The following is a 15,544-nucleotide window of genomic DNA, read 5'->3' as shown; positions in this document are numbered from 1 at the left end:
CTCGGCGAGCACAGTCAGAAGGGCCAGATGACCGGGATCAGCGTCAGCGCCACCACGAAAGGCATGGGGCTGGTGCCGGCAAACACCAGGCGGTCGCCGCCCTTAAGCCGCTCGCGGGGCCCCGGCACGCCCACCCAGGCGAGGTCGAAGAGCCCCATGGCCAGCTCCGGCGAGCGATCCACCAGCAGGCCATGCACCAAGACCCTGCCTAATGGCGATGGTGCGGAACCATGAATCGCTGTAATGCAAAAAGGCCCGCACGAGGCGGGCCTTTCTGGTGACTCTACCGGGTTAGCGGAGGAGTCGCATCCGGGTCAAGTGGCGATTAGCCGATGACCTGGATGTTGGAAGCCTGGAGGCCTTTCTTGCCCTGAGTGACGTCGAAGGAAACCTTCTGGCCGTCTTGCAGGGACTTGAAGCCTTCTGCCTTGATCTCGGAGAAGTGAGCGAACAGGTCGTCACCGTTGTCGTCCGGAGAAATGAAGCCAAAGCCTTTAGTGTCGTTGAACCACTTGACGGTACCGGTAGCCATTATCGAATTCCTCTAATAGCGTTTTGATTTGCCGGGAAATACCCGAGTTGCAGTGGGTAGAACAAGAAACTTTTCACCGGGAAATCGATGCTATGAGCGTTTCGATGACCACTTGCGATGTTCGACTTGCTAACCAACTGCGCACATAATGCGCCCTTCTCGGGCGCAGGTCAAACACTATTTGCGATCGATGACAGGAAAGTTACTCCCCGGCCAGAATCCACGCCGCCGCCTTCTCGGCGATCATCAGCGTCGGCGAGTTGGTGTTGCCGCTGGTGATGGTGGGCATCACGCTGGCGTCCACCACCCGCAGCCCCACCACTCCACGCACCCGCAGCCGGGGACCCACCACCGCCATGGGGTCGTCGTCGCGACCCATTTTCGCCGTGCCCACCGGATGAAAGATGGTGGTGCCGATATCGCCGGCCAGCCGGGCCAGGTCGTCATCGCTCTGGTACTCCACTCCCGGCTTGACCTCCTCCGGCGAGTACCCGGCGAAGGCGGGCTGTTCGGCGATGCGCCGGGTAACCCGCAGCGAATCCGCCGCCACCTTGCGATCCTCCGGTGTGCTCAGGTAGTGGGGCGCGATGGCCGGTGCCTGGCGCGGATCGCGGCTCTTGATGCGCACCGTGCCGCGGCTGGTCGGATTGAGGTTGCAGACGCTCGCCGTGATCGCCGGGAAATCGTGAAGGGGCTGCCCGAAGGCCTCCAGGCTCAGCGGCTGGACGTGGTACTCGATGTTGGGATGTTGGTATTCGTCGCTGCTGCGGGTAAAGGCGCACAGCTGTGAGGGGGCCATGCTCATGGGGCCGGAGCGCTTGAGCGCATACTCCAGGCCGATCTTCGCCTTGCCAACCAGGGAGTTGGCCATGGTGTTAAGGGTCTTCGCCCCGTTCACGCGATACACCGAGCGGATCTGCAGGTGGTCCTGCAGGTTCTCGCCCACCCCGGGCAGGTCAACTGCCACCGGGATGTCATGCTCACCCAGCAGATCTGCCGGACCGATGCCGGAGAGCTGCAGCAGTTGCGGCGAGCCGATGGCGCCGGCGGAGAGAATCACCTCGCGCCCGGCCCGGACCACCATTTCCTCACCCCCGCGCTCGACCCGCACGCCGACGCAGCGAGGCTCGCCACCCTCGCCTGCTCGTTCCAGTTCGAGCCCCAGCACCTGGCTGGAGTGCCAGAGGATCAGGTTGTCGCGCTTCTCGATGTCACGCAGAAAGGCCTTGGCCGTGTTCCATCGCCACCCCTTGCGCTGATTGACCTCGAAGTAGTCGACACCCTCGTTGTCGCCGCGGTTGAAGTCTCGGGTGCGCGGGATGCCGGCCTCCACGGCCGCGGTGGCGAAGTCATCGAGCACCTGCCAGCTGAGGCGCTGTTTCTCCACGCGCCACTCGCCGCCGTGGCCGTGGAAGTCACGGTGGGCGGGATCGGCCTGGCCGGGCGCATCCAGGCGATGATGGTCCTCATGCTTCATGAAGTCGGGCAGGCAGTTGTCCCAGCGCCAGGCGTCTTCGCCGGTGAGTTCGGCCCAGCCGTCGTAATCGCGGGCCTGGCCGCGAATATAGAGCATGCCGTTGATGCTCGAGCAGCCACCCAGGGTCTTGCCTCGCGGGTAGATCAGCGAACGGCCATTGAGGCCGGGGTCGGGCTCCGTCCGGAAGCACCAATCGGTGCGGGGATTGTCGATGCAGTAGAGGTAGCCCACCGGAATGTGGATCCAGTGGTAGTTGTCGCGACCGCCCGCCTCGATCAGCAGCACCCGGTTGGCCGGGTCGGCGCTCAAGCGGTTGGCCAGCAGGCAGCCAGCGGTGCCGGCCCCCACCACGATAAAGTCGAATTGTTGTTCAGCCATGGCGTGCCAGCCCTGTCTTATTTATGCGTCGGCATGGCGAACTCGGCGCCGGCGTGGATGGAATCGGACCAGCGCTGCATGATCGACTTCTGCTTGGTGTAGAAACGCACGCCCTCCTCGCCATAGGCGTGGGTGTCGCCGAACAGCGAGCGCTTCCAGCCGCCGAAGCCGTGCCACGCCATGGGCACCGGGATCGGCACGTTGATGCCCACCATGCCTACCTGGATGCGGCGGCCGAACTCGCGGGCCACGCTGCCGCTCTCGGTGAAGCAGCTCACGCCGTTGCCGAACTCGTGATCGTTGATCAGCTGGATGGCGGTGGCGATGTCGGGGACCCGCACGCAGACCAGCACCGGGCCGAAGATCTCCTCCTTGTAGATGGTCATCTCCGGGGTGACATGGTCGAACAGGGTGCCGCCCATCCAGAAGCCCTCGGCGCAGCCCTCGCCGGTAGCGCTGGCGTCGAAGTCGCGGCCGTCGACCACCAGCTCGGCACCCTCGCCCACCCCCTTGTCGATATAGCCGGTGATGCGCTGGTGCGCCTGGGCGGTGACGATCGGACCCATCTCGGCGTCGAGCTCCATGCCGTTCTTGACCTTGAGGGCACGGGCCCTCTCGGCCAGGCGAGGCACGACCCGGTCCGCCACGTCGCCCACCAGCACCGCCACGCTGATCGCCATGCAGCGCTCGCCGGCAGAGCCGTAGGCGGCGCCGATCAGTGCATCCACCGCCTTGTCGAGGTCGGCATCGGGCATCACCACCATATGGTTCTTGGCGCCGCCCAGGGCCTGCACACGCTTGCCGTGACGGGCGCCGCGCTCGTAGATCAGGTTGGCGATCGGGGTTGACCCGACGAAGGAGAGCGCGCGGACATCGGGGTGGTCGAGCAGCGCCTCGACGCTCTCCTTGTCGCCCTGGACCACGTTGAACACGCCGTCGGGCAGCCCGGCCTGCTTGAGCAGGTCGGCGATCAGCAGCGAGGCGCTGGGGTCCAGCGGACTCGGCTTGAGGATGAAGCTGTTGCCGGCGGCGATGGCGACGGGGAACATCCACATCGGCACCATGGCCGGGAAGTTGAACGGGGTGATGCCGGCCACCACGCCCAGCGGCTGGCGCACCGTCCAGTTATCGATGCCGGTGCTGACCTGCTCGGTGTAGTCGCCCTTGAGCAGCTGCGGGATGCCGCAGGCGAACTCGACGATATCGATGCCGCGGGCCACCTCGCCCTGGGCGTCGGTGAACACCTTGCCATGCTCCCTGGTGATCGCCTCGGCCAGTTCGTCCTTGTGCGCGTTGAGCAGCTCGAGAAACTTGAACATCACCCGGGCGCGACGGATCGGCGGGGTATCGGCCCAGGCCGGGAAGGCGGCCTGGGCGGCGGCCACGGCGGTGTCCACGTCGGCGCGGGAGGCCAGGGCCACCTGGCCGGTCACCTGACCGGTGGCCGGGTTGAAGACCTCCTGGCTGTGGCCTGACTCGCCGGCCGACATTTGCCCATTGATATAATGCGGAATGCTGGCGTTGCTCATGGTGGCCTCGTCTCGTCGTTGTCGGTATAGGGGCAGGCGTCCATTGTCCGGGACAGGGGCGACAGACGCCCTCCTGTTTTCCCCTAGACTAGCCCTATCGTCATCCGAATCAATTGAGTAATTCATAACCACGATATAAGTTAATCTGATATCACCCCATGATGATCAGGAGGCCTTCCCATGCAGGATCTCCAGACCCTGCGTGCCTTCGTTACCGTGGCCCACGAAGGCAGCGTCTCCCGCGCCGCCGAGCGCCTGCATCTCACCCAGCCGGCGGTCAGCCTCAAGCTCAAGCAGTTCCAGGCGAGCCTCGGGCTCACCCTGTTCCGCCGCCGCCCTCAGGGGCTCGCCCTGACCGACGACGGTCAGACGCTGCTGCCCGCCGCCGAGAAGGCCCTGGCCGCCATGGCCGCCTTCGACCAGAGCGCCCAGGCGCTGCACAGCACCCTGCGCGGCCGACTGAAGATCGGCACCATCGTCGATCCGGAGTTCATTCGCCTGGGGGCCTTCCTGCACCGATTGGTGGAGCGTGCCCCGCAGCTCGAGACCGAGCTCTCCCACGGCATGAGCGGCAGCGTGCTGGAGCGGGTCTGGGAGACCCCCTGAATCAGTCCTTACGCCTACATCTACATCTACATCACCGGCACGCCGGTGACCCAGACGTGCAGATGGAAGGCGAAGAGATAGTAGGCGACCAGGCCGACCACCACGGTGATGGCGGTACGCACCAGGCTCGGCGCCTGCGCCGCGGGTGCTGGGCGACGACGCGCCGAGCGGAAGTCGAACACCGCCCACAGCAGGAAGGCACCGAAGAAGACGATATCGCCGAGCCGGCCGTTGGCCAGCAGGTGAGAGAAGGCCCACAGCTTCACCGCGATGATCATCGGATGACCCAGCTTCACCTTGAGGTGGTTGCCCGGCACATAGGCCGCCACCAGCAGGATGAAGGCCGGAATCATCAGCAGGGAGACGGCGTGGCGCAGCCCCACGGGCGGGAACCACACCCAGGTCGGATCGAGGCGCATCTGGCCATAGCCCCAGATCGCCAGCGCCAGGCCGACGATGGACACCACCGAGTAGGCGGCCTTCCAGGGCATCTCGCCCAGGCGCTGGATCTGGGCGCTGCGCCAGTCGTCGGCAACGATACGCACCGAGTGCACCCCCAGGAAGATCAACAGGCCGAGTATCATCACGGTCATGGCAGAGACTCCATCAGCGAAAGGTAAACAGGCCGCCAGCCTACCGCACCCGCATGACCGCGTCGCGCCCTCCCCCTTCGACTTTCCCCGCCGCGCATCGCATCATGGGGAATTCCACCCACCACCGGCTGCACGATAACCATGGCACTGGACACCACCGCGCTGAATCGTCAGATGACCCACTTCGACGGCCACGACGAGATCTGGCTGTTCGGCTACGGCTCGCTGATCTGGAAGGTGGACTTTGCCTATCTGGAGCGACGCCCCGCCTTCATCCACGGCTGGTCGCGACGCTTCTGGCAGGGCTCCCACGATCACCGCGGCACCCCGGAGGCCCCGGGCCGGGTCGCCACCCTGGTACGCGAGCCTGGCGCGGTCTGCCACGGCATGGCCTACCGCATCACCCCGGAGGTGCTCGCGCCGCTGGATGTGCGCGAGAAGAACGGCTACCTGCGCGAGGTGGTGGGGCTGCACTTCGGCGACGGCGACAGCGCCGAGGGGCTGATCTATCTCGCCACCGAGGACAACGCCGCCTTTCTCGGCGACGCCCCGCTGGATGCCATCGCCGAGCAGATCGCCCGGGCCCACGGCCCGAGCGGCCCCAATCGCGACTACCTGCTCAACCTGGCCAAGGCCCTGCGCGCGCTGGACGTCGTGGATGAGCACGTCCATGACCTCGCCGCTCGGCTGCCGGCGGCTCAGGAAGACGCCTGACGCCGCCGCCACAGCATGAGGCCGCCGGCCATCACCAACCAGGTCATGGCCGCGGCCACGACGTCATCGAGCACGATGCCGGCCCCGCCGGGCACCGCCTCGGCCAGGTTTACCGGTGGCGGCTTGGTGCTGTCGAACACCCGATAGACCACGAAGGCGGAGGCCATCGCCCAGGGCTGGCGGGCACCCGCCAGCCCCAGCACCGCCACCGGGAAGGCGACGATCTCGTCCAGCACGATGCGCCCGTCATCCTTGGCGCCCAGCTGCGCCTCGGCCAGGTGACAGATCGGCACCGCGGCCAGCAGCAGCGCCAGGGTGATGCCAACCTGCATGCGTCGGGTCCGGCCCAGCAGCCACCAGGCCAGCGGCAGGCCGAGCAGCGTGCCGACGGTGCCCGAGGCCCAGGGCGAGAGCCCCAGGCCGAAGCCGGTGGCAAGCGCCATCAGTGGATCTGGCATCAACCGGCCTCTCTGGCCTGGCGCTCCAGCTCTGCGGCCACGTCGGCGGGCAGCCCCAGGGCCTGGCCGAGCTGATCGAGCCAGGCGCGTTCCATGGGGTTCTGCTCGTCGACCACCGCCACGCTCATCAAATACATCTCACGCGCCGCCTGGGGCGAATCGACCTGTGCCGCCAGGGCATTGGCATCCAGCGGCGCCTGGAGCTGATGCTCCACCCAGGCGTGCAGCTCCTGGTCGGCGCCCAGGGCGTCGATCTGCTGGGTGATCAGCGCACGCTCCTGGTCATCGATATGGCCATCGGCGCGGGCCGCCATGATCATCGCCTGCAGCAGCTCCAGGCTGCGTTGCTCAAGGGCCTGGCCGCCCAGGCGCTCCACCGGCTCGCCCTCGGAGGGGACATCGGCGTCCTGCCCGCGGGAATTCTGCCAGGCCTTCCAGGCCATCATCCCCACGCCGGCCAGGGCGCCGTACTTGATCACCTTGCCACCCGCCTTGCGGCCACTGCCGGAGCCCAGCAGCAGCCCCAGGGCGCCACCGCCCAGCAGGCTCTTGACATCCACCCCCGAGCCGCCGGCCTGACCGGAGGCAGCACCACCACCCCCCAGCTGGCGGGAGAGGCCACCCAGCACCCCCTTGATATCCAGGCCAGAACCACCCCGGCTGGTGCCGCCCGACTGGCCGGACGCCTGCTGCATCAGCTGCTCCAGAATCTTGCTGGCATTCATCATGCTCTCCTCTCAAGTGGTGTTACGGCAGAAAGAGTCTGCCTGAGTTCACTCTATCCCAGCCCAGCGAGATGCAACATCGACTGCGGCATCAGCCTTTTACATGCACTTCGACATCAGCTTTGTCTTCAGCAGGGCAACGCCTCATCATGAATACCACACCAGAAACACCGGAGCCGCCCCGCCATGAGCGTGACCCTCGATGATATCCGCGCCGCCGCCGCCCGCATCCGGGGCAGCGTCGAACACACCCCCTGCCTGCACTCCCACACCCTATCGCGCATCGCCGGCTGCGAGCTCTACCTCAAGTTCGAGAACCACCAGTTCACCGCCGCCTTCAAGGAGCGCGGGGCGCTCAACCACCTGTTGAGCCTGAGCGAGGAAGAGCGCAGCCGCGGGGTGATCGCCATGTCCGCCGGCAACCACGCCCAGGCGGTGGCCTACCACGCCGCCCGGCTCGGCATCCGCGCCACCATCGTCATGCCGCGGCATACGCCCAACCTCAAGGTCAGCAACACCCGCGCCCTGGGCGCCGAGGTGCACCTGGAGGGCGACGGTGTGGCCGAGGCCGGCGAGGTGGCCCATCGCCTCGCCGCCGAACGCGACCTGGTGTTCGTGCACCCCTACGATGACGAGCGCATCATCGCCGGCCAGGGCACCATCGCCCTGGAGATGCTGGAGGAGGCGCCGGAACTCGACGCCCTGGTGATTCCCATCGGCGGCGGGGGGTTGATCGCGGGCAACGCCATCGCCGCCACCGAGCTCAAGCCGGGCATCGAGGTGGTGGGCGTGCAGACCCGGCGCTTCCCGGCCATGAAACAGGCGCTGGCCGGCGAGCCGGTCCAGTGCGGCCAGGCCACCCTGGCCGAGGGCATCGCCGTCAAGCAGCCCGGCCGGCTCACCCTGCCCATCGTGCGCGAGCGGGTGCGCGATATCGTGCTGGTGGATGAACCCGAGATCGAGCGCGCCATCCTGCTGCTGCTGGAGATCGAGAAGACGGTGGCGGAGGGCGCCGGCGCCGCGGGGCTCGCCGCGGTGCTCGCCGACCCGGCGCGCTACCGCGGCCGCAATGTGGGGCTGATCCTGTGCGGCGGCAACATCGACATGCTGGCGCTCGCCTCGGTGATCCAGCGCGGCCTGGTGCGCAGCGGGCGCATCGTGCGAGTGCGGGTCGCCATTCCCGACGTGCCCGGCGCCCTGGCCGAGCTGACCCGGCTGCTCGCCGACCAGCGCGCCAACGTGATCCAGATCGCCCATCAGCGCACCTTCACCGACCTCTCGCTGCGCGCCACCGAGGTGGAAGCCACCCTTGAGACCCTCGGCAGCGACCACACCCGGGAGGTGATCGAGGCGCTCCGCGCCGAGGGCTACGACCCGGTGCTGCCGGCCATCGAGGTGCATCCCGACGAGCGCTGGTCCGCACGCACCCAGGGTTAGCCCAGCGCCGCCGCCCGTGCCCTACTGCTTTCTGCGCGTAGCGTCGTGCCGGCGGCAGGCGTACCCTGATGTTCACCGAACATCGTTACGATCATCACCGATCGATCACCGCAAACAGGGAACCGTGATGAGCAACAAGATCCGCGTCGACGCCCCTCTCGTCATCCTCCATGGCGACGAGATGGCCCAGGTCGCCTTCGATAAGATCCTCGATACCTTCGTGACCTCACGACTGGATATTCCGCTGGTGGAGATCGACCTCTCGGCCGAAAACCGCCTCGTCACCAACGGTCAGGTGATCGTCGACGCCATCGAGGCGCTCAAGGAGCACGGTGTCGGCATCAAGAATGCCGGCATGACGGTCAACCGCAGCCAACTCGGCGAGATGCTCGACAAGCACCCCGAGATCGACGGCATCCGCCTGCACCCGCTGGCCACCAAGTCGCCCAACGGCGCCATCCGCAAGGGCATCGGCGGTAACATCACCCGTGAGGACATCGAATTTCGCAACCTCAAGGTCTCGCGCCCGGAGTGGATCGGCCGCGACATTGTGGTGGACACCATGGACACCGGCGGCATCAAGGAGAGCTTCAACGAGCTCTCCCGCGCCACCGGCGTGGTCAAGCTGATGTTCGTGGGGGAAAGCGGCGACCCCGTGGAGCTGCACCGCCGCGAGGTCAACAAGGGCGACCCCTGGCTGCTGGCCACCAACGACGTGGAGGACGTCAAGTCCTGGGCCCACCGCTTCTTCAAGCGTGCCATCGACGAGAAGCGCGACATCTATCTGGGCCTCAAGGACACCGTGATCGCCGGCTACGACGGCGTGATGCGCGCCGCCATCGAAGGCATCTATGACGAGCACTACCGCGAGCAGGTCGAGTCGCTGGGGCTCAACTACTTCTACGAACTGATCGACGCCCAGGCCGCACGCCTGGTCGCCAACCCCCCGCAGCGAGCCCTCTGGGGCGTGCCGGACAACACCACCGGCCGCAAGCTCTACAAGCTGGTGGAGCAGCTCAAGCTCTACGGCATTCCCGACCGCAAGGCTCAGGTGTCCATCTCGCGCATGAGCGCCGGCGGCGGTGACCAGTACGGCAGCTTCAACGCCCCCGCCAGTGAAGAGGGTATCCTCAAGGTGATCGTCGACGGCGAGGAGAAACACGCGCGCCGGGTCAGGAAGGGCGACGCCATCCTGCTGATGTCCAACGACCAGGCTGCGATCAAGGACTGGGTGCTGCAAGTCTTCCGCGACGCCTCGCGCAAGAGCAAGGAGGTCTACTTCGGCCTCAAGCGCGAGTACATGGAGTATGATGAGGTGTTCAGCACGGCAATCACCGACGTGCGCCGGGAACTCGCCGAGGCGGGCACCCCGCCGCCGTCGTTCATGATCATGCGGCCCTCCAGCCAGCTTACCAAGATGATCACCGACCCGCCCCGCAACGCCCTCTATCCGGCGCAGAACCTGGACGGCGACATCTTCTCCGATATCTCCGCCGCGCTCGGCGGCAGCCTGGCCACCGCCAGCTCCATCATCGAGAGCAAGGACGGCACCATGCTGTTCGAGGCGCCCCACGGCACCGCTCACGACCTCTACCTGAAGTATCTGGAAACCGACGGCAAGGAGGCGCACTTCAACTCCTCCGCCCTGCTGTTCGCCGTGGCCAACGCCCTTGAGACCCTGGGTGACCGCCAGGAGAACGATACCCTGATCGACTACGCCCACTCCCTCAAGGCGGCGCTGATCGACACCGTGGGCGCCGGTATCATCACCGGTGACCTCAAGGGCAAGACCAACGACCCGGCAAGCGAGACCCTGGTCGACATGAACGGATTCCTCGACGCCGTGGCCAGCCGGCTGTAACACCCCGCTCGCAACACCGACACCACCGGGGCCTGCCCAAGTGCAGGCCCCACGTCATTGGAGCACTCGCCTCCCCCGCCTGAAACACCGATACTAAAGCCATACACCATCCCCGGAGCCACCCCATGAGCGAACACGAACGCACCATCATGGCCTTAGACGATCAGGGCCGAGAGGTGATGATCGACATCCTGGTCAGCGTGAAGGAGCTCGCCGAGCTCACCCCCGCCGGCCCGGTCAGCGGCGAGCCCGCCATGCGCACCCGCGAGGGACATCCGGTGACTTACCTGGGCGGCGGCGAGTTTTCCATCACCCTGCCCGGCGATGAGACCGACATCATCGTCAGAACCGACGATCCCGATTTCTCGTAAGCAACCCGGACTGTTCTACTTCGCTCAACTGCAAGCAGGCCCCAAATGGACGTGATCCTGCAGGGATACTTCTCCTTCGAAGGCCTCTTCGGCGTGCCCCTCCTCCATTGACTCAGAAGTTATGTTATAACATCTCTCCCTCAATTCTGAAGGAGATCCCGCATGTCGATGCCTGCGCTCTCACCCTTCCTCGATCACCAGTCCGAGGAGGGACTGCCCTCCCACCTGGCGCTGGGTGACGAGATCGATGTCCTGCCGCGCATCTTCGAGGACGGCATCACGATCGCCGTGATGCGGCGGACCCCTTCGGCCGCCCTGCAGCAAAGCGTTCAGGCACAGTGCCACACGGACCGCGCCTGGCAGCTGGCCTGGCTGGGCCAGCCCGGCGACGAGCTGCGTGCCGACCTGCTCAAGCGGCTTCCGGCTCCCCAGGCGGCCGAGGCGCTGGTGGAGGACGTCCAGCTGCTGGCCGAGGCCATGGCCTACCTGTTCGATACCGACACGGTCGGCATCCGCCTGCGCCTGCTGGACGCGGCCATGTGCCCGCGCTTCCACGTCGACAACCTGCCGGTGCGCCTGGTGACCACCTACCATGGGCCGGGCAGCGAGTGGCTCCCCGAGGCCGCCGTCAATCGCGCCGGCCTGGGCGCGCCGTCGACGGACAAGCCGGAGATCGTCCGCGACCCCGACGCCATCCAGCGGCTCGAGGTGGGTGACCTGGCCCTGCTCAAGGGCGGCGGCTGGGAGGGCAACGAACACCAGGCGCTGGCGCATCGCAGCCCGGCCCTGTCCGAGGGGCAGAAGCGCCTGCTGCTGACCATCGATCCCGCGTGAGAGCCGACGCCGGACACCGCCGTTTTACGACAAGTGAGAGCCATGCCGTATTCCCCTGACGAGGCTCGCCTGGTGGCGATGCCCGACGATGATTACATGAACGATGAGCAGCTGGCCTTCTTTCGAGAGCGACTGCTCGAGGAGAAGGCCCAGGTGGAAGCGCACCTGCGCGAGGTGCGTAGCGCCATGGCAGCGCATGAGCGCAACAGCGATGAGCTGGACCAGGCGGCCTTCGAGGAGGAGCTGCGCCTGCAGCTGCGCCAGGCCGACCGGGAAACGCGCCTGCTGGCCAATATCGACGCAGCCCTGCGCCGCATCGACTCGAACGATTACGGCTACTGCGAGGAGACCGGCGAGCCGATCGGCCTCCCGCGGCTGCTGCTGCGCCCCACCGCCCGCCTGTGCCTGGAAGCCAAGGAGCGCCAGGAGCAGCAGGAACATCACTATCGCAAGACCCGAGGTGAAGGCTGATGACATCCCTGCAATATCCCCTGCCGGTGACCGTGCTCTCCGGCTTTCTGGGCGCCGGCAAGACCACACTACTCAACCACATCCTGGCCAACCGCGAGGGCCGCCGGGTGGCGGTCATCGTCAACGACATGAGCGAGGTCAACATCGACGCCTCGCTGGTGCGCGGCGCCCCCGGCGACGCGGGTGAGGTGGCGCTCAATCGCGCCGAGGAGCGGCTGGTGGAGATGAGCAACGGCTGCATCTGCTGCACCCTGCGCGAGGACCTGCTGATCGAGGTGCGCCGGCTCGCCGAGGAGGGACGCTTCGATACCCTGGTAATCGAATCCACCGGGATCTCCGAACCGCTGCCGGTGGCCGAGACCTTCACCTTCGCCGATGACCAGGGCCGCAGCCTCTCGGATATCGCCCGGCTGGACACCATGGTCACGGTGGTCGACGGCGCCAACTTCCTCGCCCAGTACCGCGAGGCACAGTCGCTGGCCGAAGCGGGCGAGAGCCTGGGCGAGGAGGACGAGCGCAACGTCGCCGACCTGCTGGTCGACCAGATCGAGTTCTGTGACGTGCTGCTGATCAGCAAGACCGACCTGCTGACCGCCGCCCAGCTCGACGAGCTCACCGCGGTGCTGCGCTCGCTGAACCCCGAGGCCGAACTGATCCCCATCCGCCACGGCCAGGTGCCACTGGACAAGGTGCTCGACACCGGCCGTTTCAGCTTCGAGCGCGCCCAGCAGGCGCCGGGCTGGCTCAAGGAGCTGCGCGGCGAGCACGTGCCGGAGACCGAGGAGTACGGTATCGCGAGCTTCGCCTACCACGCCCGGCGCCCCTTCCACCCGCAGGCGTTCTTCGATCTGCTGCACGGCGACTGGTTTGGCGGCAAGCTGCTGCGCTCCAAGGGCTTCTTCTGGCTGGCCACGCGGCCACAGTTTGCCGGCCAGTGGAGCCAGGCCGGCGGGATCGCCCACTACGGCTTTGCCGGCATGTTCTGGAAGGCGGTGCCCGAGTCCAACTGGCCGGAGGACCCCGACTACCACGCCGCCATCATGGACAAGTGGCAGGAGCCCTTCGGCGATATGCGCCAGGAGCTGGTGTTTATCGGCCAGAACCTCGATCAGGCGCGCATCCGCCAGGGGCTGGACGCCTGCCTGCTCAGTGAGGAAGAGCTGCTGGCCGGCAAGGACGCCTGGCAGGCGCTGCCCGACCCCTTCCCCGCCTGGGAGTAGTCCATGCTCGATACCGACCTGCTGCCGGTCACGGTGCTGACCGGCTTTCTCGGCAGCGGCAAGACCACCCTGCTCAACCGGCTGGTGCGCCAGCCCGCCATGCGCGATGCGCTGGTGGTGATCAACGAGTTCGGCGACATCGGGCTCGATCACCGGCTGGTCGCCGAGGGCGATGAGCATAGCGTGGTGGAGATGAGCAGCGGCTGTCTGTGCTGCACGATTCGCGGCGACCTGAGCCGAAGCGTCCAGCAGGCCAGCGAGGCGCTCGAGCGCGAGGGCGGCCGGCCCATCTCGCGAATGATCATCGAGACCACCGGCCTGGCCGACCCGGCGCCCATCCTGCACACCCTGATGACCGACCACTGGCTGGCCCACCGCTTCCGCTTGGACGGCGTGGTCTGCCTGGTGGATACGGCCAACGGCTTCTCGACCTTGAATGCCCATCGCGAATCCCAGCGCCAGGCGGCAGTTGCCGACCGGCTGCTGCTTACCAAGACGGACCTGGTGGATGAGGAGCAGCTGTCGCGACTGGCCAGCCATCTGGCTACGATCAACCCGGCCGCTGAGCAGTTGCAGGTGCGCCATGGTGAGCTGGCGGCCGAGCATGTCATCGGTGGCGGCTTGCCCGCACAGGGGCGGCGCGCCGACCGCTGGCTGCGAGCGGCTTCCTATGCTCAGGTCTCGCCCGCCGTGGATATATCACCACCGACACACGGCGCCCTGGTCTCGATGAAGGCGCCTGCCTCCGGCCCGGCGCTGACCCGGCACGACGAGCAGATTCGTTCCTTCTGTTTCACCGTCGAGCACCCCATCGCACCCGAACTCCTCGAAGACTGGCTGGACCTGCTGATGTCGCTGCTGGGCGAGAAGATCCTGCGGGTGAAGGCCATTGTAAAGATTGTCGGGCGCGAGCAGCCGCTGGCCCTGCATGGCGTGCAGCATATCTTCCACCCCCCGGTGACGCTGCCCGCCACAGCATGCCCGGACGGCATCTCACGCTTCGTGTTCATTACCAATGGCGTGGCCCCCGAGGCCGTCACCCGGCTGTTCGACTATTTCCAGTCACCTCAGGCCGAGTAGGCCGAACCCTTGCCCGCAGCCGGCCGATGCGCCGGGGCAAGCGCGCCCCGGACGGCTCGGCAAGGCACTCAGGACAACAGCGGCAGGCCGGCTGCCGGCGCGCTGCCGGCCTGCCAGGCCAGCATCAGCCCGAGCCCCAGGATCGTCAGCCCGCCGGCCATGGCCAGCCAGCCGCTCAGCTGGCCCAGCCGCGCCAGGCGGCCGTCGTCGAGGCGGTGGTAGTGGCGGGTGATCCAGTCACGAGCCAGCACGCTGGCCAGCGCCAGCGCCGATACCGTCATCGCCGTGCCCAGTGCCATCACCATGACCGCCGCGGCGCCCAGCACCGCATGGCCCAGCAGACTGGCGGCGCCCATCATCAGTACCGCCCCGGTGCAGGGGCGCAGACCGATCACCACCACGGTGGCCAACGCCGTGCGCCAGTTGCCGACCTCGTCGGGGGCGATATGGTGTCGGGCTCCGCAGCCACAGCCGTGAGCGTGGTGGTCTTGATAGCCGTGAGCGTGGTGGTCTTGAACGCCATGAGCCTGGTGGTCGTGCGCGTGCGCGTGCGCGTGAGGATCATGGGCGTGGGCATGATCGTGTTGATGGTCGTGATCATGCGAATGGCCGTGCTCCTGTTGGTGGCCATGAACGCCGTCGGCCGCCGTGTGGCGCAGCAGCCGCCAGGCCCGCAGGCAGAGCCAGGCTCCCAGCAGCGCCACCATCAGGAAGCTCGCCAGCTCCAGGCTGGCCACGCTGCCCATGGCCCGGCGCGTCAGCCAGCCCAGCCCCTGAACCAGCACCAGCACCATGGCGATGGCCATCATGCCCTGCAGCAGGGCGGCGCTGAACGACAGCCCCAGGGCCCGCTTCAGGCCGCCACCCTGGGAGACCAGATAGGTGGAGAGCACCGCCTTGCCGTGCCCGGGGCCGGCGGCATGGAAGACTCCGTAGCCGAAGCTCAGCGCCAGCAACCAGCCGGCGGTGGCCCAGCTCGGCGTCTCGGACCAGCCGCTCACCGCCAGGGTGAGCGCCCGGTGAAGGTCGCGCTGCCAGGCCAGGATCTGCAGGCTCAGCCCCCGCATCACCCCGAACTGCACCAGCAGCACTGCCACGAGGGCCAGAGCCGCCAGGCCGCCCAGCAGCCATCGGTGGCGTGTCAGGAAACCTCTCAGCCGGTGGGAAACGCCGGCCGGGCCGGTAAACGAAGGGAGCGAGCTGGCGTGACGCGACATGGTGTACCTCGGGTAGGCCTATGGCTGGTGATCGGTCGACG

Annotated in this window: 16 protein-coding genes and 1 pseudogene; 9 read left to right on the top strand and 8 right to left on the bottom strand. The window is 67.0% G+C overall.

Annotation, left to right across the window (positions count from 1 at the left end):
• Positions 1-14: 14 nt before the first annotated feature.
• From ACM26W_RS05710 to ACM26W_RS05695, 4 genes are all read right to left on the bottom strand, one after another.
• Complete coding sequence (locus ACM26W_RS05710; RefSeq protein ID WP_416139874.1) at positions 15-200, bottom strand: hypothetical protein; 186 nt, start codon at positions 198-200, stop codon at positions 15-17.
• A gap of 125 nt (positions 201-325) precedes the next feature.
• Positions 326-532 carry a cold-shock protein gene (locus tag ACM26W_RS05705; RefSeq protein ID WP_040185674.1) on the bottom strand — a complete coding sequence of 69 codons (207 nt, stop codon included), beginning with the start codon at positions 530-532 and terminating at the stop codon, positions 326-328.
• 202 nt (positions 533-734) lie between these two features.
• Positions 735-2,387 (bottom strand): GMC family oxidoreductase, encoded by a 1,653-nt coding sequence (locus ACM26W_RS05700; RefSeq protein ID WP_416139873.1) that lies wholly within the window; start codon positions 2,385-2,387, stop codon positions 735-737.
• Positions 2,388-2,404: 17 nt separating this feature from the next.
• On the bottom strand, positions 2,405-3,916 hold the full coding sequence (locus ACM26W_RS05695; protein ID WP_416139872.1) for a CoA-acylating methylmalonate-semialdehyde dehydrogenase: 1,512 nt from the start codon (positions 3,914-3,916) through the stop codon (positions 2,405-2,407).
• 180 nt (positions 3,917-4,096) lie between these two features.
• On the opposite strand from ACM26W_RS05695, the pseudogene ACM26W_RS05690 reads away from it, so the two are divergent.
• Positions 4,097-4,507 (top strand): annotated as a pseudogene (locus ACM26W_RS05690) (LysR family transcriptional regulator); the annotation flags it as partial.
• A 41-nt stretch (positions 4,508-4,548) separates the two neighbouring features.
• On the opposite strand, the gene ACM26W_RS05685 reads toward ACM26W_RS05690, so the two are convergent.
• Entirely contained in the window at positions 4,549-5,115 is a 567-nt protein-coding gene (locus ACM26W_RS05685) for an NnrU family protein (RefSeq protein WP_416139871.1), read from the bottom strand.
• 141 nt (positions 5,116-5,256) lie between these two features.
• Between ACM26W_RS05685 and ACM26W_RS05680 the strand changes: the two genes are divergently transcribed.
• Positions 5,257-5,829 carry a gamma-glutamylcyclotransferase gene (locus tag ACM26W_RS05680; protein WP_416139870.1) on the top strand — a complete coding sequence of 191 codons (573 nt, stop codon included), beginning with the start codon at positions 5,257-5,259 and terminating at the stop codon, positions 5,827-5,829.
• On the opposite strand, the gene ACM26W_RS05675 is transcribed toward ACM26W_RS05680, so the two are convergent.
• Both ACM26W_RS05675 and ACM26W_RS05670 read right to left on the bottom strand, forming a co-directional pair.
• A complete protein-coding gene (locus ACM26W_RS05675; RefSeq protein ID WP_416139869.1) occupies positions 5,814-6,287 on the bottom strand; it encodes a phosphatidylglycerophosphatase A in 474 nt (157 codons plus the stop codon). The genes ACM26W_RS05680 and ACM26W_RS05675 overlap by 16 nt on opposite strands.
• Complete coding sequence (locus ACM26W_RS05670) at positions 6,287-7,012, bottom strand: tellurite resistance TerB family protein (protein WP_416140822.1); 726 nt, start codon at positions 7,010-7,012, stop codon at positions 6,287-6,289. The genes ACM26W_RS05675 and ACM26W_RS05670 overlap by 1 nt, the downstream gene beginning before the upstream one ends.
• 186 nt (positions 7,013-7,198) lie before the next feature.
• Here ACM26W_RS05670 and ACM26W_RS05665 point away from each other — a divergent pair, with 186 nt between their 5' ends.
• From ACM26W_RS05665 to ACM26W_RS05635, 7 genes are all read left to right on the top strand, one after another.
• Complete coding sequence (locus tag ACM26W_RS05665; RefSeq protein ID WP_416139868.1) at positions 7,199-8,449, top strand: threonine ammonia-lyase; 1,251 nt, start codon at positions 7,199-7,201, stop codon at positions 8,447-8,449.
• A 127-nt stretch (positions 8,450-8,576) separates the two neighbouring features.
• Positions 8,577-10,310, top strand: a complete 1,734-nt coding sequence (locus ACM26W_RS05660) for an isocitrate/isopropylmalate family dehydrogenase (RefSeq protein ID WP_416139867.1) — start codon at positions 8,577-8,579, stop codon at positions 10,308-10,310.
• Between the two features lie 125 nt (positions 10,311-10,435).
• The gene (locus ACM26W_RS05655) at positions 10,436-10,681 is read left to right on the top strand and encodes a hypothetical protein (protein ID WP_416139866.1); all 246 of its coding nucleotides are present in this window, start codon (positions 10,436-10,438) and stop codon (positions 10,679-10,681) included.
• A gap of 162 nt (positions 10,682-10,843) precedes the next feature.
• Positions 10,844-11,515, top strand: coding sequence for a DUF1826 domain-containing protein (locus tag ACM26W_RS05650; protein WP_416139865.1), 672 nt, complete (start codon positions 10,844-10,846; stop codon positions 11,513-11,515).
• Between the two features lie 42 nt (positions 11,516-11,557).
• Entirely contained in the window at positions 11,558-11,986 is a 429-nt protein-coding gene (gene dksA / locus ACM26W_RS05645; RefSeq protein WP_416139864.1) for an RNA polymerase-binding protein DksA, read from the top strand.
• A complete protein-coding gene (zigA, locus tag ACM26W_RS05640; protein ID WP_416139863.1) occupies positions 11,986-13,206 on the top strand; it encodes a zinc metallochaperone GTPase ZigA in 1,221 nt (406 codons plus the stop codon). The genes dksA and zigA overlap by 1 nt, the downstream gene beginning before the upstream one ends.
• Positions 13,207-13,209: 3 nt before the next feature.
• Positions 13,210-14,286, top strand: coding sequence for a CobW family GTP-binding protein (locus ACM26W_RS05635; protein ID WP_416139862.1), 1,077 nt, complete (start codon positions 13,210-13,212; stop codon positions 14,284-14,286).
• 68 nt (positions 14,287-14,354) lie between these two features.
• On the opposite strand, the gene ACM26W_RS05630 is transcribed toward ACM26W_RS05635, so the two are convergent.
• Positions 14,355-15,503, bottom strand: coding sequence for a nickel/cobalt transporter (locus ACM26W_RS05630; RefSeq protein WP_416139861.1), 1,149 nt, complete (start codon positions 15,501-15,503; stop codon positions 14,355-14,357).
• Between the last annotated feature and the right edge of the window lie 41 nt (positions 15,504-15,544).

This window comes from Halomonas sp. HK25 (genome assembly GCF_047795635.1).
Taxonomy (GTDB): Bacteria; Pseudomonadota; Gammaproteobacteria; order Pseudomonadales; family Halomonadaceae; genus Halomonas.
This window is presented reverse-complemented; position numbering and strand designations above follow the sequence as displayed.